Origin of the sequence: Rhodoferax sp. OV413 (assembly GCF_945881795.1) — a bacterium.
Taxonomy (GTDB): domain Bacteria; phylum Pseudomonadota; class Gammaproteobacteria; order Burkholderiales; family Burkholderiaceae_C; genus Allorhodoferax.
The window spans coordinates 1-20334 of the sequence record NZ_CAMCVG010000039.1 but is presented as its reverse complement, the minus strand read 5'-3'; the positions used below and the strand labels follow the sequence as shown (position 1 = coordinate 20334).

General features: G+C 64.5%; 19 protein-coding genes. 9 read left to right on the top strand and 10 right to left on the bottom strand.

Annotated features, from left to right (window positions below):
- Positions 1 to 581 (top strand): porin (locus tag Q0O05_RS06650; RefSeq protein ID WP_293661438.1); only part of this gene is annotated, 581 nt, incomplete at its 5' end.
- Between the two features lie 91 nt (positions 582 to 672).
- Here the strand turns inward: Q0O05_RS06650 and Q0O05_RS06645 are convergent.
- The gene (locus tag Q0O05_RS06645; RefSeq protein ID WP_293661436.1) at positions 673 to 1521 is read right to left on the bottom strand and encodes an SIS domain-containing protein; all 849 of its coding nucleotides are present in this window, start codon (positions 1519 to 1521) and stop codon (positions 673 to 675) included.
- Between the two features lie 8 nt (positions 1522 to 1529).
- A complete protein-coding gene (gene zwf / locus Q0O05_RS06640; RefSeq protein WP_293661435.1) occupies positions 1530 to 2996 on the bottom strand; it encodes a glucose-6-phosphate dehydrogenase in 1467 nt (488 codons plus the stop codon).
- A 139-nt stretch (positions 2997 to 3135) separates the two neighbouring features.
- Between zwf and tal the strand changes: the two genes are divergently transcribed.
- From tal to Q0O05_RS06625, 3 genes are read left to right on the top strand one after another with little or no spacing between them, the layout of a single operon-like run.
- A complete protein-coding gene (tal, locus tag Q0O05_RS06635; RefSeq protein WP_293661433.1) occupies positions 3136 to 4083 on the top strand; it encodes a transaldolase in 948 nt (315 codons plus the stop codon).
- 20 nt (positions 4084 to 4103) lie between these two features.
- Positions 4104 to 5672, top strand: a complete 1569-nt coding sequence (gene pgi / locus Q0O05_RS06630) for a glucose-6-phosphate isomerase (protein ID WP_293661431.1) — start codon at positions 4104 to 4106, stop codon at positions 5670 to 5672.
- Positions 5673 to 5727: 55 nt separating this feature from the next.
- The gene (locus tag Q0O05_RS06625) at positions 5728 to 6417 is read left to right on the top strand and encodes an HAD family phosphatase (protein WP_293661429.1); all 690 of its coding nucleotides are present in this window, start codon (positions 5728 to 5730) and stop codon (positions 6415 to 6417) included.
- A 249-nt stretch (positions 6418 to 6666) separates the two neighbouring features.
- Here the strand turns inward: Q0O05_RS06625 and groL are convergent, their stop codons facing one another.
- From groL to ftsY, 8 genes are all read right to left on the bottom strand, one after another.
- Positions 6667 to 8316, bottom strand: a complete 1650-nt coding sequence (gene groL, locus Q0O05_RS06620; protein WP_293661428.1) for a chaperonin GroEL — start codon at positions 8314 to 8316, stop codon at positions 6667 to 6669.
- Between the two features lie 111 nt (positions 8317 to 8427).
- Positions 8428 to 8718, bottom strand: a complete 291-nt coding sequence (groES, locus tag Q0O05_RS06615; RefSeq protein WP_293661426.1) for a co-chaperone GroES — start codon at positions 8716 to 8718, stop codon at positions 8428 to 8430.
- A 151-nt stretch (positions 8719 to 8869) separates the two neighbouring features.
- Positions 8870 to 10798 (bottom strand): YhgE/Pip domain-containing protein, encoded by a 1929-nt coding sequence (locus tag Q0O05_RS06610; RefSeq protein WP_293661424.1) that lies wholly within the window; start codon positions 10796 to 10798, stop codon positions 8870 to 8872.
- A gap of 1 nt (position 10799) precedes the next feature.
- Entirely contained in the window at positions 10800 to 11948 is a 1149-nt protein-coding gene (locus Q0O05_RS06605; RefSeq protein ID WP_293661422.1) for an FAD-dependent oxidoreductase, read from the bottom strand.
- 90 nt (positions 11949 to 12038) lie between these two features.
- Entirely contained in the window at positions 12039 to 12971 is a 933-nt protein-coding gene (locus tag Q0O05_RS06600; protein WP_293661420.1) for a class I SAM-dependent methyltransferase, read from the bottom strand.
- Complete coding sequence (locus Q0O05_RS06595) at positions 12968 to 14095, bottom strand: patatin-like phospholipase family protein (RefSeq protein WP_293661419.1); 1128 nt, start codon at positions 14093 to 14095, stop codon at positions 12968 to 12970. Before Q0O05_RS06595 ends, Q0O05_RS06600 begins: the two co-directional genes overlap by 4 nt.
- Before the next feature lie 111 nt (positions 14096 to 14206).
- Positions 14207 to 14890, bottom strand: coding sequence for an alpha/beta fold hydrolase (locus Q0O05_RS06590; RefSeq protein WP_293661417.1), 684 nt, complete (start codon positions 14888 to 14890; stop codon positions 14207 to 14209).
- A 14-nt stretch (positions 14891 to 14904) separates the two neighbouring features.
- Positions 14905 to 16041: a signal recognition particle-docking protein FtsY gene (gene ftsY / locus Q0O05_RS06585; RefSeq protein WP_293661416.1), complete on the bottom strand. Its 1137-nt coding sequence runs from the start codon at positions 16039 to 16041 to the stop codon at positions 14905 to 14907.
- A 28-nt stretch (positions 16042 to 16069) separates the two neighbouring features.
- Here ftsY and Q0O05_RS06580 point away from each other — a divergent pair, with 28 nt between their 5' ends.
- The 5 genes from Q0O05_RS06580 to Q0O05_RS06560 all read left to right on the top strand — a co-directional run.
- Entirely contained in the window at positions 16070 to 17566 is a 1497-nt protein-coding gene (locus tag Q0O05_RS06580) for a pitrilysin family protein (protein WP_293661415.1), read from the top strand.
- A 12-nt stretch (positions 17567 to 17578) separates the two neighbouring features.
- Positions 17579 to 18964: a pitrilysin family protein gene (locus tag Q0O05_RS06575; RefSeq protein WP_293661413.1), complete on the top strand. Its 1386-nt coding sequence runs from the start codon at positions 17579 to 17581 to the stop codon at positions 18962 to 18964.
- A gap of 55 nt (positions 18965 to 19019) precedes the next feature.
- Positions 19020 to 19595, top strand: a complete 576-nt coding sequence (gene rsmD, locus Q0O05_RS06570) for a 16S rRNA (guanine(966)-N(2))-methyltransferase RsmD (protein ID WP_293661411.1) — start codon at positions 19020 to 19022, stop codon at positions 19593 to 19595.
- A 39-nt stretch (positions 19596 to 19634) separates the two neighbouring features.
- Entirely contained in the window at positions 19635 to 20120 is a 486-nt protein-coding gene (gene coaD, locus Q0O05_RS06565) for a pantetheine-phosphate adenylyltransferase (protein WP_293661409.1), read from the top strand.
- A gap of 2 nt (positions 20121 to 20122) precedes the next feature.
- Positions 20123 to 20334 (top strand): YfhL family 4Fe-4S dicluster ferredoxin (locus Q0O05_RS06560; RefSeq protein WP_293661407.1); only part of this gene is annotated, 212 nt, incomplete at its 3' end.

Genomic DNA, 20334 nt, shown 5'->3' with positions numbered 1-20334 from the left:
ACATGGAGCAAGCCTCTGCGTCTAACTCTGTGACGCCTGGCGTCGGTATTGGCTTGGGTGCAGGTGGTACCGGCGCAGCGTCCTCCACCGGCCAGCGCTTGAACAGTCTGTCTGCCACTTACGTAGGCGGCAGTTTGATTGCCAATGTGAACTACTTGTCTTATGACGGCCGCACTGATGGCATTAACACCTCTTACAGAGACGTTGTCCGCGCGGCGGCGTCTTACGACTTTGGTGCAGCCAAGCTCGGCGGTGGCGTCTCCACGCTCACCACTATGAGTGGCGCTGTGCTGAACGACACGGCAATTTCTGTCTCCGTGCCAGTAAGCGCTGCCTTGACGATCGGCGCAAACTACGCCACGGAATCCTTGTCAGGAACCGTTGCGCAGACATACCCCGGTGCGGGTCCTGTAGCCGCTGGCGTGCTGGACCAATCCCGTAGCGGCTATGGCCTGTCTGCCACCTACGCCCTCAGCAAGCGCACTAGCATCATCGCGAACTACGCTAACTGGTTGCCCTACGGTGTGGGAGTGGTACAACGCAACGAAGAATCCAACCTGTTGCTGTCCCACTCCTTCTAAACGGCTGCTGGCTTAAAGCCAGCCCTTTAAGAAAGAACAAACCCCGCCGTGTTGCACAACACAGCGGGGTTTTTTTATTGGCGCGGCGCCCTCACGTGTACCGTTTATTGCGCAGGTTGTGTTTCATCTCGCTCAAGAGTGGCTGCAGCTTGCCGCCGCCTATGCGCAGGGCCACGCAGGTGGCCAAGATGTCGATGATCATCAGGTGCAGGAGGCGGGAGACCATCGGGCTGTATTTGTCGAAGCCCTCCGGGTGATCGGCGCTGAGGTGAATATGCCCCGCGCTGGCAAGCGGCGAGCCGCTGGCGGTGATGACGATGGTGGTGGCGCCGTTTTTGCGGGCAATGTCGCAGGCGTCCATCAGGTCGCGGGTGCGGCCGGAGTTGCTGATAACCACCACGCAGTCGCCCGCACCCAAAATAGACGCGCTCATCACCTGCATATGCCCGTCGCTGTAGGCGGTGGTGTTCATGCCCAGCCGGAAGAACTTGTGCTGCGCGTCTTGCGCCACGATGCCGGAGTTACCCACGCCGAAGAACTGAATCTGCTTGCCCGCCGCGTAGGCTGCCAGCAGGGCGGCCACGGCTTTTTCTATTGCCACGGACGACGCATCGTTGCGGTAGCGCAAAAAGGCGGCCACCGTGTTGTCGATGACCTTGACCATCACGTCGCCGGTTTTGTCGTCCGCGTCTACGCTGCGGTGGATGAACGGCACACCCTCGTTCACCGTGCCGGCGAGCTTGAGCTTGAAGTCGGACAGCCCGTCGTAACCCACGCTGCGGCAAAACCGCACTACTGTAGGCTTGCTGACATGGGCGCGGTCGGCCAGCTCGGTGACCGGCAGCTTGGCAAACGCGCGCGGGTCGGCCAGGCAGAGTTTGCCCACCCGCTGTTCGGCGGGCGCCAGCGATGACAGCGAGGCTTTGATTCGGTCGAGCATGATGTAACTTAGCTTTCTTCGCTCCAGCAAAAGCCGTCGCGGGCAATCATGGCGCTCGAGGCGCTGGGGCCCCAGGTGCCGGCGGCATAGGGTCGGGGGCCGGTGGTGTCGGCGGCCCAGTGCTCCAGCATGGGTTCCACCCAGCGCCAGGCTTCTTCTTGCTCGTCGCTGCGCACAAAGAGGTTGAGGCGCCCGTCAATCACGTCCAGCAGCAGGCGCTCGTAGGCGCCCACGCGCTCGGAGCCGAATCGTTTGTCAAAGTCCAGGTCGAGCTGCACCGGGGCCAGCGTGTGCGCGCCGGCGCTGCGCGACTGGCGGTTCTCCTGGCCCTGGGCCAGCAGGTGCAGCTCCAGCCCGTCCTTGGGCTGCAGGTTGATGATGAGGCGGTTGGCCATGCCCACGTTGGAGTTAAAGATGGCGTGCGGCGTGGGGCGAAAGTTCACCACGATGCGCGCATCGCGGCCATACAGGCGTTTGCCGGTGCGGATGTAGAAAGGCACGCCGGCCCAGCGCCAGTTGGCGATTTCGGTGCGCAGCGCTACAAAGGTCTCGGTGTTGCTTTGCGGGTTGACGCCGACTTCTTCGCGGTAGCCGGGCACTTTGGTGCCGCTGCTGGTGCCGGCGGCATATTGGCCGCGCACCACGTCCTGCCGCAAGGTCTCGGCCGACCAGGGCTTGAGCGAGCGCAGCACCTTGAGCTTTTCGTCGCGGATGGCGTCGGCCCCCGCGTTGATGGGCGGCTCCATGGCAATCGCGCACAGCAGTTGCAGGGCGTGGTTTTGCACCATGTCGCGCAGCGCGCCGGTGGTCTCGTAAAACGCGCCGCGGCTCTCCACGCCGAGGTCTTCGGCAATGGTGATCTGGATGTTGGCAATGTGCTCGCGGCGCCACAGCGGCTCAAAGAGTGCGTTGCCAAAGCGGATGGCAAACAGGTTTTGTACCGAAGGCTTGCCCAAGTAGTGGTCGATGCGGTAGACCTGATCTTCGTCAAAGAAGCGGCGCACGGTTTGGTTGATGGCGCGGTTGGATGCGAGGTCGTGGCCCAGCGGTTTTTCCAGCACGACACGGGTTTTGGCGGTGTTCAGGCCGTGAGCGGCGAGTTGCTCGCACACAGTGGTGAACAGGCTGGGCGCGGTGGCTACGTACATGACCACGCTGTCGGCGTTGCGGGCGTTCAGGGTGTCGGCGAGGCGGGCGTAGTCGTCGGACTTGGAGAGGTCCATGCGGACGAACTCGAGGATGGCGGCGAAGCGGGCAAATTCCTCGGCACTGGGTCGCTTGGAGAGGTCTACCTTCTCGAAGCGGGATTGGATGAGCGCGCGGTATTGGTCGTGGCTCAGGTCGTCGCGGCCCACACCAATAATGCGCCCGCCTTCGGGCAGGGTGCCATGGCGGAAGGCTTGAAACAGGGCGGGCATCAATTTGCGCCAGGCCAGATCGCCGGTGCCGCCGAACATGACGAGATCAAAACTCATAAGTCAGGATATGTTTAGTTGTTACATGAAAGATGATGCGCTAATGTAACTTTGTTTCATTGATAATTCAAGGGCGACCGCTGCACCCGCGTGCAGCATTTCCGGAATATTTCACTTTTGGCCCCAGGCCCGTGCCCCCATGAACCAACTCGACGCACTCAAACAATTCACCACCGTGGTGGCCGACACCGGCGACTTCAAGCAGCTCGGCACCTTCCAGCCTCAGGACGCCACCACGAACCCCTCGCTGATTCTGAAGGCGGTGCAAAAGCCGGACTACGCGCCGTTGGTGAGCGACACGGTGAGCCAGTTCCGCGACCGCGCGATGGACGAGATCGTGGACCGGCTGCTGGTGCGTTTTGGATGCGAGATTCTCTCCATCATTCCCGGCCGGGTGTCGACCGAGGTGGACGCGCGCCTGAGCTTTGACACTGCGGCCACCGTGGCGCGCGGCGAGCGGCTGATTGCGCTCTACCAGGCGCAGGGCATTGCGCCGGAGCGGGTGCTGATCAAGGTGGCGTCTACCTGGGAAGGGATTCAGGCGGCCGAGCAGCTCGAGCGCAAAGGCATTCGTACCAACCTCACGCTGCTGTTTTCGTTCTGCCAGGCGGTGGCCTGCGGGCAGGCCCGGGTGCAGCTGATTTCGCCGTTTGTAGGCCGCATTTACGACTGGTACAAAAAGTCCGCCGGCGCGGCCTGGGTGGAGGCCGACAACGCCGAGGCCAACGACCCCGGTGTGCGCTCGGTGGCGCAGATTTTCAACTACTACAAGAAGTTCGGCATTGCTACTGAGGTGATGGGCGCGAGCTTTCGCAACGTGGGACAAATTACCGCGCTGGCGGGCTGCGACCTGCTCACCATCAGCCCCGAACTGCTGGCCCAGATGGCGGCGAGCAATGCGCCGGTGCAGCAGGCCCTGAAGGCGGACGCCGCGCACGCCGCCGACATCGCGCAGGTGCATTACACCGAAGCTGACTTCCGCCTAGCGCTCAACAACGACGCCATGGCCACCGAAAAACTGGCCGAAGGCATTCGCGCGTTCTGCGTAGACGCCGTGAAGCTCGAGCAACTGCTGCTCGCCGCCTGAACCCGAAGGAAACACACACCATGGCACGTACCCGTTGTGACCGCACCGCCGCGTGGGCGGCGCTACACGCACACTTTGACGCCGCCGGCCATGCGCTCGATGTGCGGCAGGCCTTTGCGGCAGATACGCAGCGCTTTGAGCGGTTCAGCCAGGAGGCGCCCTATGTGTTTGCCGACTTGTCCAAGAACCGCATCGACGCCGCGACCGAGGCGCTGCTGCTGGACCTGGCGCGCCAATGCGGCCTGCAGGAGCACCGCGACGCGATGTTCGCCGGCCAGAAAATCAACAACACCGAGGGCCGCGAGGTGGGGCATGTTTTACTGCGAAATCCGCCTCTAGCGCCCGCAACGTCTGCGCCAGCTGCTTCGGAATTCATAGCAACAGAGCAGGCCAAGGTGCACAGTACGCTGGACGCGATGCTGGCCTATGCCGAGCAACTGCGGGCTGATGCGTCGATCACCGATGTGGTCAACATCGGCATCGGCGGGTCTGACTTGGGGCCGCAGATGGCGGTGCTGGCGCTGGACGCCTTTGCCACCACCGGCAAACGCATGCACTTTGTGAGTAATGTGGACGGCCACGAACTCGCCGCCAAGCTGCCGCACCTGCGGGCGCAGAGCACCGTGTTTTTGATTGCCAGCAAGACCTTCACCACGATTGAGACCATGACCAACGCCGCCTCGGCCAAGGCCTGGTTTCTGGCGCAGGGCGGTACCGACACCGCCCGCCACTTTGCCGCACTCACCACCAACGTGCCCGCGGCCAACGCGTTTGGCATCAGCACCACCTTTGGGTTTTGGGATTGGGTGGGCGGGCGGTACTCGATGTGGTCGGCCATCGGTCTGCCGATTGCGATTGCGATTGGCGCCGCGGGTTTTAGGGAATTTTTAGCCGGCGCGCACGCCATGGACGAGTATTTCCGCACCGCGCCGCTGGAGCGCAACCTGCCGGTGCGCTTAGGCCTGCTGGACGTGTGGTATCGCAACTTTCATGGCTTCACCAGCCGCAGTATTGCGCCGTACCACAGCGCGCTGCGCCGCGTGCCGGCGTATTTGCAGCAGCTGGAGATGGAGAGCAACGGCAAGCGCGTGGACTCCAGCGGCGAAGCCTTGCCGTTTGACACCAGCCCGGTGCTCTGGGGCGAGCCCGGCACCAACGGCCAGCATGCGTACTTTCAGATGTTGCACCAGGGCACCGAGGTGGTGCCGGTGGAGTTCATCGCGGTGAAGCACGCCCGCCACAGCCTGCCCGGCCACCACCCGATGTTGCTGGCCAATGTGCTGGCGCAGGCGCAGGCCCTGCTGCAAGGTAAGAGCGACGCCGGCGGGCACAAGCATTTCACCGGCAACCGCCCCAGCACCCTCCTGCTGCTCGACGACCTGACGCCGGCTGCTTTGGGCGCGCTGATCGCGCTGCAGGAGCACCGCGTGTTTGTGAGCGGCAGCCTGTGGGGCATCAACAGCTTTGACCAGTGGGGCGTGGAGCTGGGCAAGGTATTGGCCAAAGACATTGAGGTGCGGTTGGCGAGTGGCGATGTGATCGGCTTGGACGGCTCGACCGCCGGACTGCTGGCGCGGCTGCGCGCTTAACCCGTATCTTCAGGTCATACAGGCCATACGTATAAGTAAGGACACAGGGGCTGGCATGAATGTGGTGTTTGATTTCGGCGCGGTGTTGTTCACCTGGCGGCCGGTGGATTTGATGCTGGAGTGCTTTCCCGAGCGGGCGCCCACGCGCGCCGCAGCGGGTCACCTGGCGCACGAGGTGTTTGGCCACGCCGAGTGGCAGGCCTTTGACCGCGGTTCAGTGACCATGCCGGAGGTGATTGCGCACGTCGCGCAGCGCGTGGGACTGGACGCCGGCGTACTCGGCGCGCTGGTGGAAAGCATTGGCGAGCGCCTGACCCCGATGCCGGAGTCTCTGGCGCTGCTGGAGAGGTTGATGGCTTTGCGCGGGCGGGATACCGCCGTTGGCGAACCGTCTGACAATTTAGCTGTTGCAGCGCCCGGCCGGGCTGGCACGCCGCTGAAGCTGTATTTCTTGTCGAACATGCCGGCGCCCTACGCCCGCACCCTGGAGCGGATGCACCCGTTCTTGAAAGAATTTGACGGAGGGATCTTCTCGGCCGACGAGCTGCTCATCAAACCCGAGCCCGCCATTTACCAACTGCTGCAAACCCGCTACGGCCTGGAGCCGGCAAACACGGTGTTTCTGGACGACCTGCTGCCCAACATCCAGGCCGCCCGCCACGAGGGCTGGCACGGCATCCACTTCCAAACCGCCGCCCAGGCGGCCCGGGAGCTGCAGGCGTTGGGCCTCGGATTGAGCCCATAAAGACTGCGCAGGCAGCTACGAAAATAATAGCAAAAAGAAGTAAAACAAGCGAAGCTAAGCGAAAAGTTCCACCCAAGAAAAAGCCCCGCAAGGCAAAACCGAGCGGGGCTTTTTTGAGCCTCATCGTTAAGAGCAATAACGCCCCAACGACGCAGCATGAGGTGCCAGGCCAAGGCGCAAGGGCGAAGACAGTACCGCTGGTACGGCAAGCCCTTGCAACGCCGGCATGGCGCCTCAGGCAAGGAGAGCTTACATGCCCATGCCGCCCATGCCGCCCATGCCACCCATATCAGGCATACCGCCGCCGCCACCGGATTCCGCCTTAGGGGACTCGGAAACCATGCACTCGGTAGTCAGCATCAGGGAAGCCACGGACGCTGCGTTTTGCAGGGCAGTGCGTGTCACCTTGGTGGGGTCCAGGATACCCATTTCGATCATGTCGCCGTAGGTGTCGTTGGCGGCGTTGAAGCCGTAGTTGCCCTTGCCGGCCAACACAGCGTTCACCACCACCGAGGCTTCGCCACCGGCGTTGAACACGATTTCGCGCAGGGGCGCTTCGATGGCCTTGAGCACCAGCTTGATGCCGGCGTCCTGGTCAGCGTTGGCGCCGACGATGGTGCCAGCCGCTTGCTTGGCGCGCAGCAGAGCCACGCCACCGCCAGCCACAATGCCTTCTTCCACCGCAGCGCGGGTAGCGTGCAGGGCGTCTTCCACACGGGCTTTCTTTTCCTTCATTTCGACTTCAGTAGCAGCGCCGACCTTGATCACGGCCACACCGCCGGCCAGCTTGGCCACGCGTTCTTGCAGCTTTTCGCGGTCGTAGTCGGAAGTTGCTTCTTCGATCTGGATGCGGACTTGTTTCACGCGGGCTTCGATGTCGGCAGCAGCACCTGCGCCGTCGATGATGATGGTGTTTTCCTTGCCCACTTCGATGCGCTTGGCGGAACCGAGGTCAGCCAAAGTCACTTTTTCCAGGGACAGGCCGATTTCTTCTGCAATCACCTTGCCGCCGGTCAGGATGGCGATGTCTTCCAGCATGGCCTTGCGACGGTCGCCGAAGCCGGGGGCCTTCACAGCCACTACCTTCAAGATGCCGCGGATGGTGTTGACCACCAAAGTTGCCAGCGCTTCGCCGTCCACGTCTTCTGCAATGATCAGCAGAGGGCGGCCGGCCTTGGCGACTTGTTCCAGAGTGGGCAGCAGGTCGCGGATGTTGCTGATCTTCTTGTCGAACAACAGCACGAAGGGGTTGTCCAGCAAGGCAGCTTGCTTTTCGGGGTTGTTGATGAAGTAGGGGGACAGGTAGCCGCGGTCGAACTGCATGCCTTCAACGACATCGAGTTCGTTCTGCAGGGACTTGCCGTCTTCCACAGTGATCACGCCTTCTTTGCCGACTTTGTCCATCGCGTTGGCGATGATTTCGCCAATGGAGGCGTCAGAGTTGGCGGAGATCGAGCCGACCTGGGCGATTTCCTTGGAGGTGGTGGTGGGCTTGGAGGCCTTCTTCAGCTCTTCGATCAGGGCAGTCACAGCCTTGTCGATACCGCGCTTCAGGTCCATGGGGTTCATGCCGGCGGCTACGTACTTCATGCCTTCGTGCACGATGGCCTGGGCCAGCACGGTAGCGGTGGTGGTGCCGTCACCGGCGTTGTCAGACGTCTTGGAAGCGACTTCCTTGACCATCTGCGCGCCCATGTTTTGCAACTTGTCTTTGAGTTCGATTTCCTTGGCCACGGACACACCGTCCTTGGTCACGGTGGGGGCGCCGAAAGAGCGCTCCAGCACCACGTTGCGGCCCTTGGGGCCCAGTGTCACTTTGACCGCGTTGGCCAGAATGTTCACGCCTTCAACCATGCGTGCGCGGGCTTCGCCGCCGAAAATTACGTCTTTTGCTGCCATGTTATGACTCCAATAAATTAGGGATAAATTACTTTTGGCTGTGGCCGGGGCTTCGCCCCTTCACGTTGCTTTGCAACGTTAGCCTTCGCCGAAAACAAATCGCGAAGCGATTTATTTTTCGACAACGGCGAACAGGTCGTCTTCTTTCATCACCAGCAGTTCGTCGCCGTCGACCTTGACGGTCTGGCCGCTGTACTTGCCGAACAACACGCGGTCGCCGACCTTCACGCTCAGGGCCTTGGTTTCGCCCTTGTCGTTGGTCTTGCCGGGGCCGACAGCCAACACTTCGCCTTGATCGGGCTTTTCAGCAGCGCTGTCAGGAATCACGATGCCGGAGGCAGTCTTGGTTTCATTTTCCACGCGCTTAACAATCACGCGGTCTGCCAATGGACGCAGTTTCATGAGAAATCTCCTAAAAATAGACACAAGGAACACCAGAAGCCGCCGTAGGACGGCAGTCCTCTGAGAAGGGTCGCGGGGAGTGCTGTTAGCACTCAACTCCTGCGAGTGCTAATGATAAGGGCAATTCGGCGGGTTTCAAGCGGCGCGGTACCTACAAACCCACCGCCGGCTGGATTTGTGAGGAAGGCAGGTAGCGCCAGCGCCCGATCCAGGCCGCCAGCAGCAAGCAGGCCACGCCGCCTGCCGCGACCATCATGAGCGGGGCCTGCCAGTCGCCTCCGTAGGCGCCGAACATGGCGGCCTTGATGGCGCGCACCACCCAGGTCATGGGCAGCCAGGGGCTCAGCGTCTCGTACAGCCCGCCGCTCAATTCCACCGGCAGCATGCCGCCGGAGGCCGAGAGCTGCACCGACAGGAACACCATAGAAATAACCTTGCCCGCGTCGCCCATGGCGCGGGTCAGCAGAATAACCATCATCAAAAACGACAGGCCGGATACGCCCAGACACCAGGCCAGGGCCTGCGGGTTCGCAATGTGCGCATGCAAGCCCCACTGCACCGTTGCGCCGAGCGCGAGGGCCTGCAGCACCACCACCAGAACCGGGACGCTGATCTTGCCCAGCAGCTTGGCCGGGCGCGAGAAGCGCTTGGCGTTGCGCGGCATGACGCGGATGTGCACCAAAAACGCCGCCACACCCGCACCCAGCCACAGCGCTGCCGGAATGATGTTGGGCGCGAGGCCGCTGCCGCTGTTGCCCACCGAGGCCTCGGTCATGACCACCGGCTCCACCGAATGCGCCAGACCCTGCGGGCTGCCGTCGGGCTTGTCCACCGTGTCCGGCAGGACGTCGCTGAGCACCTGCAAGCCCCCGGCCAACTCCTGGCTGCCACCCTTGAGCTTGTGCATTCCATCGGCCAGGGTGTCCGCGCCATGCGCGAGCTCTTTGCTGCCGTCGTCCAGCGCGTGAAGCTGCTTGTCTTCGGGCAACTTGTTTACCGCCTGCCGGATCGCAACATTCATGGCCCGCACTCCGGTGGTGAGGTTGCCAACGCCCTCGCTCAGTTGGTTGGCGCCCTCGCTGAGCTTCTTTTGCCCGAGCGCGGCGTCGGTCAGGCCGTCGTTCAATTGCGCCATACCGCCGGCGAGTTCGGCGACGCCTTCTTTGACACGGGCGGGTAGCAGCAGGCTGTCGTCGGCCTCGGCCTTGAAGGCGGCGATGCCGTCGAGCACGCTGCGGCTGCCCGTTTGCAGCTCGTCCAAGCCGCGCCCCAGCTCCCCATGCCCGGCGGCCAGCGCCTCGGCGCCGTTCTTCAGGCGGTCCAGCTCGGAGCCGCGCGGGCGCTTGGCGTCCAGCGTGCGCAGTCCGTTGCCCAGTTGCTGGAAGCCGTCGGTGAACTGGCTGGTGCCACCCAGAAGACTGACGCTGCCGGTATGCAGCGTGCGCGCTGCGGCGGCAGCCTCGGCCACACCGCCGCTGAGTTGCTGCGCACCCTTGTGCAGGTTGTGCACGCCCTCACGCAGATCGTCCACGCTGCGCTGCGAGCCCGCCGCATTTGTCAGCACCAGCGCCCAACGGCGTTCGTTGATGCTTTCATTGACTTCGTGGCCCAGCTCGGTGGCAAATTGCCGCGCCAGCATGGAGGTCTGGTAGTTGTTGCCCTCGGAGACAAAGATCTCGAGCTTGCCGGCCCCGGGCGCTGCGCCGGGGATGGCGTTGGAGCTGAAGTCCTTGGGGATGATCAGCGCGAACGCCGCTTTGCCCAGGCGCACGTCCTCCCGGGCATCGCCGGCGCTGCGGTAGTTTGTGAAACCGAAGCGCTCGGTTCGTTCCAACCGGCTCACCAGCTCCGTGCCGACGTTAAACGCCTGGCGCTTGTGTTCCACACCTTCGTCCAGATTGGCGACTGCCACCCGCAGAGAGCGCGTGTGGGAAACCGGGTCCCAGACACTGGTGAGGTAAATCGCGGCATAGACCGAAGGCAAGAGAGCCACGACCAGCACGGCCAGCAGCATCTTGGGGTGGCGCCACACCAGAGCCAGCTCGTGGCGGGCCACTTCGGCCACATCCGAGAAAAACATCCTAGGCTCCAGTGGAGTCGGGCTGAAAACTGGCCAGCTGGCGGCGGTCGTACCAGTCTTTCAGCCAGGCCGCAGGCCAGCCGGTGGCATGGACTTTGCCCCAGCGAGCCAGGGCCTCATTGCGACCGCTGAACAGGAATTGCAGCGACTTGTCCTGATCCGGAGCCGCATACATATGCCGGCCGCCGGCTGCCGCGGCCAGGTTGTGCGCCAGCGAGGCTCCGTTGTCCTTTGCCGCAAACACCTCACGGTGGCTGGTGCTGCGCTGGAAGGCGTCGGTCTCCACCTGGCCGCACGCGTCCATCGCCAGGCCGCTGTCTTCCAGCCAGACGGGGCTCTGGGTCTCCAGCGCGATCAGGGGAATGTCGCAGGCCAGGTCGGCGCCACAGCCCAGGTGCACCGCATCGGCGCGAATGCTTTGGGCGACGTCCGGCAGCACAGTGATGCCCTGCGCCTTCAGGGCAACCAGTAACTTGGCTTCAAGAAGGTTCGCGGGGTTTTCTAAGTCCAGGCCGCTCTCGTTGCCCTGAGCGGGCTTGGCTAGCAGGGTGACGGCGCTCTGCGGCAGTCGCTGTCGTACGGCGAGGGCCAGCTCCATGGCGCTGACCGTGTCGCCGATGATTGCGATACGCCGGGCTTGCCGGGCGGCCATGTCGCAGACCCGCGGCCACAGCTCGGCAAAACTCTCCAGCGGGTGGGCAAACAGCCCGAACTCGCCCGCACCGGGGATGAGGTACTCCATTTGCGCGCGGTTTTGTACCGGGCCGGTGTTAATGGACAGCCAGTCGTAGTGCTGAAGGCTGCCGTCGTCGAGCTCAATGCTGCGTTTTTCAGCCTCCAGCGCAGTGGCGCTGCGAGGCAGCCAGCGAATGCCGGCGCGCCGCACCAGCGGCTCCAGCGCGATGGCGCATTGGTCAGCGTCAAAACGGCCGGTCACCAAGCCGGGCAGCATGCCGGGGTAGATGGTGCGGGGGTAGGGGGCCAGCAGAATGACGCGCATCTCCGGCAGCGGCTTGGCGGCCAATGCCCGCAGCACCTGCAGGTTGGCCATGCCGCCGCCGAGCAAGACCAGCTGGCGCGGCTGGTAGCCCGGGGATTTGGTTTCCTGCTTGCGGGGGGTGGCGTGCGGCTGCTCGCTCGGTTCCGTCATCGACTTATTGTGTCACGGATAACGGGGCTCCAAAATCCTCAGCTACCCGCTAAACAACACGCTTTCTGCGGCAACGTGCCCGATGTTTTCTTATTCATTCACTGCGCGGTAGATCAGCACCTTGAGCGCGCGCTCGGGCTGCGCGTCGGCAAAGGCCGAGGGGTTGGGCAGGCGCTGCAGGAACGCAAGCGACGGCGCTTGCTCCTGCATGTGCGCTTGTACAAAGGCGGTGTCGAGCTCCGGCGCATTCAGGCAGACCAGCGCGTGGCCGCCCGGGGCCAGCAGCTCGGGCAGGCGGCGCAGCAGGCGGGGGTAGTCTTTGCTGGCGACAAAGCTGCCTTTTTGGTAGCTCGGCGGGTCCAGCACCACCAGGTCGTAGGGCCCGGTGCGGGTGATGCGGCCCCAGGTTTTAAAAATATCGTGCCCCCAGAAGCCCGCACCGCTCTCCACGCCGTTGAGGCGGTGGTTGTGCTGCCCGATGGCCAGCGCGCCCTGGCTCATGTCCACATTCACCACCTGCCGTGCACCCGCCTGCATGGCCACCACCGAAAAAGCGCAGGTGTAGGCAAACAGGTTCAGCACCTTGAAGGCGTAGTGCTTGGGGTGCGCGCTTACATAGCCGCGCACCCAGCGCCGGCCCTCGGCCATGTCCAGAAACAGGCCGTGGTTCTGGCCGCGCAGCACGTGCACCTTGTAGCGGCTGCCGGCCTCGGTGACCTCATGCGGCTCGGGCACGGTGCCCTCCATCAGCCGCGTGTCGGCGTGCCCCTCGGCGCGGCATTGGTAGACCCAGTTCAGTGGTTGCCCGGGCGCAATCGCCGCCCAGCGCGCGGCCAGCGCCCGGCCGATGGTGCCAAGCGACTCGTCGCTGGCGGGCACAAAGCTGGTGAGCACCAGCACCGGCGGGTAGGCGTCCAGCGACCACGCCTCGCAGCCCGGGTACAGCCCGCCGCGCCCGTGGAAGATGCGGCAGGCGTCGGTGGGGAGTTCCATCGACGCGATGGCGGTGAGCAGGGCGTTCATACCGCTTTCAGGCGCAGGTCGTCGAGGTAGTCGGCGGCAATGTTGACGCTGCATTCCACCCCGAGGGCGGGGTAATGCTTCCCCAGCCAGGCCTGCGCGCACGCGCGGCCGAGGTCGCGCAGGGCGTGGATCAGCTTGGCGTCGGTCTCGGACTTGGTGGATGCGGTGTAGGCTTCGAGCGCGCCGCCGCCGTCGATGCGGTGCATCAGCACGTTTTTGTAACGCGCCGCATCCAGCCGCCCTTGGGCGAGCAGGCGATTCACAAAGTCGATGGCGCGCATCTCGGCCATGAGCGCCGAGTTGAAGGTGATCTCGTTGAGCCGATCCAAAATGCCTGCAGCGCTGGTGGGCAGCTTGTCGCGCCGGATGGGGTTGATCTGCACCAGCAGCACATCGGCGCTCCGGCAGTCGTAGATCAGCGGGTGGATGGCGGGGTTGCCGGAGTAGCCGCCGTCCCAGTAGTGCTCGCCCTCGATGTCAACCGCCTGAAACACCGTGGGCAGGCAGGCCGAGGCCATGACCGCATCGGCGGTGAGCCGCGGGCCGCAGAAGATTTCGGCCTTGCCGGTGCTGACCTTGGTGGCCACCACAAACACCTTGAGACCCCGGTAGGCGGCGAGTTGCTCAAAGTCGATCTGCCGCTCCAGAAACTTGCGCAGCGGGTTGATGTCCAGCGGGTTGCTCTGGTAGGGCGAGAGGGATTTCGTCCAGTAGCCGGCCATAGTGTCCGAGAAAATCTGGCTGGGCGGCGAGGTGCCGGCCAGCACCGACAGTCCGCCAAACATCAAATCCAGCGGCATTTTGTGGGCGCCGGTGAGCGAGTTGCTCAGGGCGCCCATGTCAATCACGCCCGCCCAGAAGTCGCTGAGCGACTGGCGCGCGGCCTCTTGCGCGGCCAGCAGCGGCTTACCTTGTGCCTGGGCAAAGCCGTGGGCCAGGGCGACTGCGTTCATCGCGCCGGCGCTGGTGCCGCTAATGCCTTCGAAATCGACACGCCCGTCTTCCAGCAGCGCGTCCAGCACCCCCCAGGTGAAGGCCCCGTGTGAGCCGCCGCCTTGCAGCGCCAGGTTGACCACCGGCCGGGAACCGGAGGGGGCGGGCGCAGGGGCGGAGGTGTTGGTCATGCTGCAAGCTTAGTGCAGTGCAGCATTTTTTGGACTCCAAGCCCAAAAAAGAGTCAAAAGTACTGTTTTTACTGGTGGATATTGCGCCAATAGCTATTATTTTGATAGCAATTAGACGCTGGCCGGCAGCACCTGACGCAAAAACGCGGCGATATCGGCAACCTCGCGCGGATGCACGCTATGCGGCATCGGGTAGGCGTGCCATTGCACCGGATGGCCCAGCGCGGCCAGCGCGTTGCGCGACTCTTCGCCGCGCTGAATCACGACCACCGGGTCCTGCGTGCCGTGCGCCATGAAGACGGGGGTGTGGGCGTTGGCGGTGTGGCGCTCACTGGCAAAGCGGTCGGCCAGCGGCAGGTAGCCCGAGAGCGCCATCACGCCAGCGATGGTGTGGGGCAGCCGCAGCGCGGTGTGCAGCGCCATGGCGCAGCCCTGGCTGAAGCCGGCCAACACAATGCGCTCATAAGGAATGCCGCGCGCCACTTCGCGGTCCACCAATGCGGCAATCGCGGCCTCGGAGCGGGCGATGCCGGCTGCGTCCTGGCGGCTCACCAGGTCCATGCCCGTGAGGTCGTACCAGCCGGGCATCACATAGCCGCCGTTGACGGTGATTGGAATGCTGGGCGCCTGTGGAAATACGAAGCGGATGGATTGGCAGCCGCTCAGGTCCAGCTCGGGCACCAGACCGGCAAAGTCGTCGCTGGTGGCGCCCAGGCCGTGCATCCAGATGACGGCGGCGGTGGGATGGGGGGCGGATTCGAGTTCGATGCAGGGGAGCAGGGCGGCAGAGGTCATGGGGTGGAAGGCTTTCAGGACAGCAGAGCCTGCGCAAACTCGCGGGCGTTGAAGGTTTCGAGCTCGTCAAGCTTCTCGCCCACGCCAATGAAATACACCGGAATCGGCCGCTCGCGGGCAATGGCCGCTAGCACGCCGCCTTTGGCGGTGCCGTCGAGCTTGGTGACGATGAGGCCGGTAAGCGACAGTGCGTCGTCGAAAGCCTTGACCTGCGTCACCGCGTTCTGGCCGGTGTTGCCGTCAATCACCAGCAGCACCTCGTGCGGCGCGGTGGGCTCGGCCTTGGCAATCACGCGTTTGATTTTCTTCAGCTCTTCCATCAGGTGCAGCTGGGTGGGCAGGCGGCCGGCGGTGTCAATCAGCACCACGTCTTTGCCGCGGGCGCGGCCGGCGGTCACCGCGTCAAAGCTCACGGCGGCCGGGTCTCCGCCTTCCTGGCTCACGATGTCAACCGTATTGCGCTCAGCCCACACCGCCAGCTGCTCGCGCGCGGCGGCGCGAAAGGTGTCTGCCGCGGCCAGCAGCACGGTGGCCTGGCTGTCGGCCAGATGTTTGGTGAGCTTGCCGATGCTGGTGGTTTTACCGGCGCCATTGACGCCGGCCACCATGATGACGGTGGGCGTGCGCTCGCCGATGGTGAGCGGTTTTTGCAAGGGTTGGAGCAGATCTGCCAGCTCGGTGATCAGAATGTTTTTGAGCGCAGTGGGGTGCGTCACGCCGGCGGACTTGGCCTTTTTGCGCAGGGCTGCGGTCAGGTGCGCGGTGGCGGCGACACCGGCATCGGCGATGAGCAGCGCGCTCTCGAGGTCTTCAAACAGCGCCTCGTCAATCTGGCTGCCGCCAAACACGCCGGAGATGCTGCTGGCCGTTCTGCCCAGGCCCGCCTTGAGCTTGGCCAGCCACCTCTGGCGCTCCGGCGCCGCTGTGGCGGGAGCGGCTGATGCAACGGGTGATCCAGCGGAGGAGGGTGCCACGCCCGGGGAAGCGGACGCGACGTCGATAGGCGCGGCCAGCGCGCTGCCGATCACCGAGCCTGATGCTGAGGCAGACGCCGGCGGAGAAGCATCCTCCGGTGCAGGCGACGCGGGCGCTGCATCAGGTGCCGCGGCATTCACGCCGGAGGGGAATTTCTTTTTGAAAAAACTGAACATGGGGGCGTTTCTAGAATGGCTGCATTCTATGAAACACCTCTCACACCCCTTCTCCACGTCTTCATTCCTGCGGGCCACAGCGGGGGCAGCATCGTCGGCGTTGCTGCTCCGTGTTCTGTGCGGGCTGGCGTTGATGGCCGGCCTGGCTCCCGCGCAGTCCGCCGAGCTGGCCCAGCAGTTCCGCCTGAAAAACGGCATGGAACTCATCGTCAAGCCGGACCGCCGCGCGCCAACCGCGGTGCATATGGTCTGGCTGCGGGCGGGCTCCATGGACGAGGTGGACGGCACCAGCGGCGTGGCTCATGTGCTGGAGCACATGTTGTTCAAGGGCACGCCCACGGTGAAGCCGGGCGACTTCTCGCGCCAGGTGGCAGCGCTTGGCGGGCGCGAAAACGCGTTCACCAGCAAGGACTACACCGGCTATTTTCAGCAGATTCCGGCCGGCCGGCTCGAAGACGTGATGCGCCTGGAATCCGACCGGTTTGCCAATAACGTCTGGACTGACGAGGACTTTCTGAAAGAGCTGGAAGTGGTGAAGGAGGAGAGACGCCTGCGCACCGAAGACAGCCCCCAGGCCCGCCTGTACGAGGCCATGTACGCGGTCACCTACCAGACCGACCCCTACCGCCGGCCGATTGTGGGCTGGATGAGCGATCTGGAGAGCCTCACCCCGGACGACGCGCGCGCCTTCTACCGCCGCTGGTACACCCCCGCCAATGCGGCGGTAGTGGTAGCCGGCGATGTGGACGTGGCCGCGGTGCGGGCCCTGGCCGAAAAGTACTATGGCAGCCTGCCGGCGCGCGCGGTGCCCGACCGCAAGCCCCGCACCGAGCCCGAGCAGAGCGGCATGCGCCGGCTCGACTTCAAGGCCCCCGCAGAGCAGGGCTATCTGGTGATGTCATTCAAGGTGCCGGGCCTCACGCCCTCCGGCCTGGCGGCAGTCGCTGCCGCTCATCCCCCGACAACCGCGGCAAGTGCTGACCCTGTCACCACCGACGCGCTTGCGCTCACCGTGCTCTCCGCCGTGCTCTCGGGCTACGACGGCGCCCGCCTGCCGCGCGCACTCACCCTCTCCGACCGGCCGGTGGCCGACGAGGCCGGCGCCTACTACGGCCTGAGCGCCCGCGGGCCGCAACTCTTTACCTTGTATGGCGTGCCCGCGCAGGGCAAGACCGCTGCCGAGGTCGAGTCGGCGCTGCGCGCCCAGGTGGCCCTGGTGGCCAAAGACGGCGTGACCGAGGCTGAACTTGCCCGCGTCAAAAACCGCTGGGTCGCAGCCGAGGTGTACAAGCAGGACAGCGTCTTCAACCAGGCTCGCATCCTGGGCGTGAACTGGGTCAACGGCTTCGCGCCGGGCAGCGATCAGGTCCTGCTCGAGCGGCTGCGCGGCGTCACGGCGGCGCAGGTGCAGAGCGTCGCGGCGCGTTATTTCGGTGACGACGCGCTCACCGTGGCCACCCTGCTGCCCCAGCCGGTAGACGCCAAGCGCAAGCCGCGCACCCCGCCCGCCGGCGCCCGACACTGAGCCCGCCCCACCATGAATACTCCTTATTTGATAGCTGCACGCGCAGTACTGGCATGCGTTGGCGCCGCTTTTGTCTCTCAATTCGCGTGGGCCGGCATTCCCATCCAGCACTGGACGCAGCCCAGCGGGGCGCGGGTCTATCTGGTGGAAAGCCCCGCCATTCCGATGGTGGATGTGCAAATCGATCTGGATGCGGGCGCCCGCCGCGACCCTGCCGACAAGCCCGGGCTTGCCAACCTCATGGCCTCCGGCACATCCTACGGTTTACGGGCCAGCAGCGCGGGTCCCGCGCTCAACGAAAACCAGCTCAGCGAGGCCTGGGCCGACCTGGGCGCATCGTTTGGAGGTGCGGCCAATGCCGACCGCATGAGCTTCACCCTGCGCTCGCTGACCTATCCCGACCTGCTGGACAAGGCCGTGGCACTCGCCGCCCGTGAGCTGGGCGAACCCGCCTTCCCCGAGGCGCCGTGGCTGCGCGACCGGCCCAAGATGATTGCAAGCATCAAGGAGGCCAACACCCGCCCCGCGACGCTGGCCGGCCGCGCCTTCAGCCAGGCCATCTACGGCAGCCACCCCTATGGGTATGAGGTGACCGAGGCCAGCCTGATGCGTATTCAGGTGCAGGACGTGCGCGCCCTGCATGCCTCGGTGATTCGCGCCTGTGCGGCGCAGGTCAGCATCGTGGGCGCGCTGAACCGGGCGCAGGCGGATGCGCTGGTGACGCGCCTGCTCTCGCGCGTGCCTCAAGGCAGCTGTAGCGCGGGGCCCTCAGCGATTACCCCGCCCGCTGTGACCGGAGCGGCTGAAATGCCTGATGTTCCCGAAGTGGCGCCCCTGCAGGCGGCCAGCGAGCAACGCATTGCGTTTGCCTCGGCGCAGGCCCATGTGCTGCTGGGCCAGCCGGGCTATCGGCGCAGCGACCCCGACTTCTTTGCCCTCACCGCGGGCAACCACATTCTGGGCGGCGGCGGCTTCACCTCGCGCCTGACCGAAGAGGTGCGCGCAAAGCGCGGCCTGACCTACAGCGTGTACAGCTACTTCGCCCCCGGTAAGCACGCGGGCGCCTTCACCATCGGCCTGCAAACACGGCCTGACCAGGCAGAGCAAGCACTAACTTTGGTGCGCGAGGTGCTGAGCAACTTCGTCGAGCAGGGCCCCACCGAGCAGGAGCTGCAGGCCGCCAAAGACAACCTGATTGGCGGTTTCGCGCTGCGCCTGGACAGCAACAAAAAGCTGTTGGATAACGTGGCCAATATCGGCTGGAACGCGCTGCCCCTGGACTACTTGGACACCTGGACGCAACGCGTCGAACGGCTGACGGTGGCCGAGGTACGCGCCGCCATGGCCCGCAAGCTGCAGCCCGCACGCATGGCCACCGTGGTGCTGGGCGCGCAGTGAGCGGGGGGCCGGTGAAAGCGCTTTGCGCAGTGTTGTGCTGGGGTAAGCTCCCTGCATGAACGCCAGAGCTACTCAGAGCCATGAAGTCCGCATCATCGGCGGGCTGTGGAAACGCACCAAACTCAAGGTGGCCGACAAGCCCGGCCTGCGCCCCACGCCCGACCGCGTGCGTGAAACCGTGTTCAATTGGCTGGGGCAGGACATGACCGGCCTGCGTTGCCTGGACGCTTTTGCCGGCACCGGCGCTTTGGGCTTCGAGGCCGCATCGCGCGGCGCCGCCGCAGTGCTGCTGATGGAGAAGGACAGCGCGCTGGTGGAGCAGCTCCAGGCTACCCGCATCCAGCTCGACGCTTCGGCCGTGCAGGTGCAGCGTGGTGACGGGGTGGCAGCCATCCGGCAGGCTGCCCCCGCTAGTCTGGATGTGATCTTTATCGACCCGCCTTTTGATGCGCCATTGTTTGAGCCCGCGCTGGCTGTCTGCGCGCGGGCGCTGTCCGCGGAGGGCTTTGTGTATCTTGAAGCGCCGAAGGCCTACACCGACGAATTGCTGGCCCCCGCCAGCCTGCAGGTCCACCGTCACCTCAAGGCGGGTGCGGTGCATGCCCACCTGCTGGCGCACTTGGCGTCATAATTTCCGCGTTCTCCCTACCGGCCCGTGCGGTCTGCAGCCATGTCCCAACCCGTTATTGCCGTTTTCCCCGGTACTTTTGACCCCATCACCCTCGGGCACCAGGACCTGATCCGCCGGGCGGCGCGGATGTTTGGCACGGTGATCGTGGCGGTCGCAGTGGCGCACCACAAGCGCACCATGTTCAGCCTGGAGGAGCGGGTGGCTATGGTGCAGGACTTGTTCCAGAGCCTGGGGAATGTGCGGGTGGAGGGCTTCACCGGACTGGTGCGTGACTTTGCGGTGGACAAGGGCGCGTTGGTGATGCTGCGGGGGGTGCGCTCGATGAGCGACTTCGACTACGAGGCCCAACTCGCCGGCATGAACAAGCTGCTGGCGCCCGAGTTGGAGACGGTGTTCATGACGCCGGACGCCAGTGTGCAGTTCATCTCGAGCACCCTGGTGCGCGAAATTGCCACCCTCAAGGGAGATGTGTCTCAGTTTGTTGACCCGCTGGTGCGCACCCACTTGCTGGCCAAGGTGGCCTGAATATGGCGCTGCTGATTACCGACGAGTGCATCAACTGCGACGTCTGCGAGCCGGAGTGCCCGAACGAGGCGATTTATCTGGGCGAACAGATCTACGAAATTGACCCCCACAAGTGCACCGAATGCGTGGGCCACTTCGACGAGCCGCAGTGCGTTCAGGTGTGCCCGGTGTCGTGTATTCCGCTCAACCCCCAGTTTGTGGAGAGCAAAGAAAC

Excerpts from the sequence above, each read along its gene's own strand:
- Q0O05_RS06645 (WP_293661436.1), bottom strand. The coding sequence starts at position 1,521 with ATGCTCGACCGAATCAAAGCCTCGCTGTCATCGCTGGCGCCCGCCGAA.
- zwf (WP_293661435.1), bottom strand. The coding sequence starts at position 2,996 with ATGAGTTTTGATCTCGTCATGTTCGGCGGCACCGGCGATCTGGCCTGG.
- tal (WP_293661433.1), top strand. The coding sequence starts at position 3,136 with ATGAACCAACTCGACGCACTCAAACAATTCACCACCGTGGTGGCCGAC.
- pgi (WP_293661431.1), top strand. The coding sequence starts at position 4,104 with ATGGCACGTACCCGTTGTGACCGCACCGCCGCGTGGGCGGCGCTACAC.
- Q0O05_RS06625 (WP_293661429.1), top strand. The coding sequence starts at position 5,728 with ATGAATGTGGTGTTTGATTTCGGCGCGGTGTTGTTCACCTGGCGGCCG.
- groL (WP_293661428.1), bottom strand. The coding sequence starts at position 8,316 with ATGGCAGCAAAAGACGTAATTTTCGGCGGCGAAGCCCGCGCACGCATG.
- groES (WP_293661426.1), bottom strand. The coding sequence starts at position 8,718 with ATGAAACTGCGTCCATTGGCAGACCGCGTGATTGTTAAGCGCGTGGAA.
- Q0O05_RS06610 (WP_293661424.1), bottom strand. The coding sequence starts at position 10,798 with ATGTTTTTCTCGGATGTGGCCGAAGTGGCCCGCCACGAGCTGGCTCTG.
- Q0O05_RS06605 (WP_293661422.1), bottom strand. The coding sequence starts at position 11,948 with ATGACGGAACCGAGCGAGCAGCCGCACGCCACCCCCCGCAAGCAGGAA.
- Q0O05_RS06600 (WP_293661420.1), bottom strand. The coding sequence starts at position 12,971 with ATGAACGCCCTGCTCACCGCCATCGCGTCGATGGAACTCCCCACCGAC.
- Q0O05_RS06595 (WP_293661419.1), bottom strand. The coding sequence starts at position 14,095 with ATGACCAACACCTCCGCCCCTGCGCCCGCCCCCTCCGGTTCCCGGCCG.
- Q0O05_RS06590 (WP_293661417.1), bottom strand. The coding sequence starts at position 14,890 with ATGACCTCTGCCGCCCTGCTCCCCTGCATCGAACTCGAATCCGCCCCC.
- ftsY (WP_293661416.1), bottom strand. The coding sequence starts at position 16,041 with ATGTTCAGTTTTTTCAAAAAGAAATTCCCCTCCGGCGTGAATGCCGCG.
- Q0O05_RS06580 (WP_293661415.1), top strand. The coding sequence starts at position 16,070 with ATGAAACACCTCTCACACCCCTTCTCCACGTCTTCATTCCTGCGGGCC.
- Q0O05_RS06575 (WP_293661413.1), top strand. The coding sequence starts at position 17,579 with ATGAATACTCCTTATTTGATAGCTGCACGCGCAGTACTGGCATGCGTT.
- rsmD (WP_293661411.1), top strand. The coding sequence starts at position 19,020 with ATGAACGCCAGAGCTACTCAGAGCCATGAAGTCCGCATCATCGGCGGG.
- coaD (WP_293661409.1), top strand. The coding sequence starts at position 19,635 with ATGTCCCAACCCGTTATTGCCGTTTTCCCCGGTACTTTTGACCCCATC.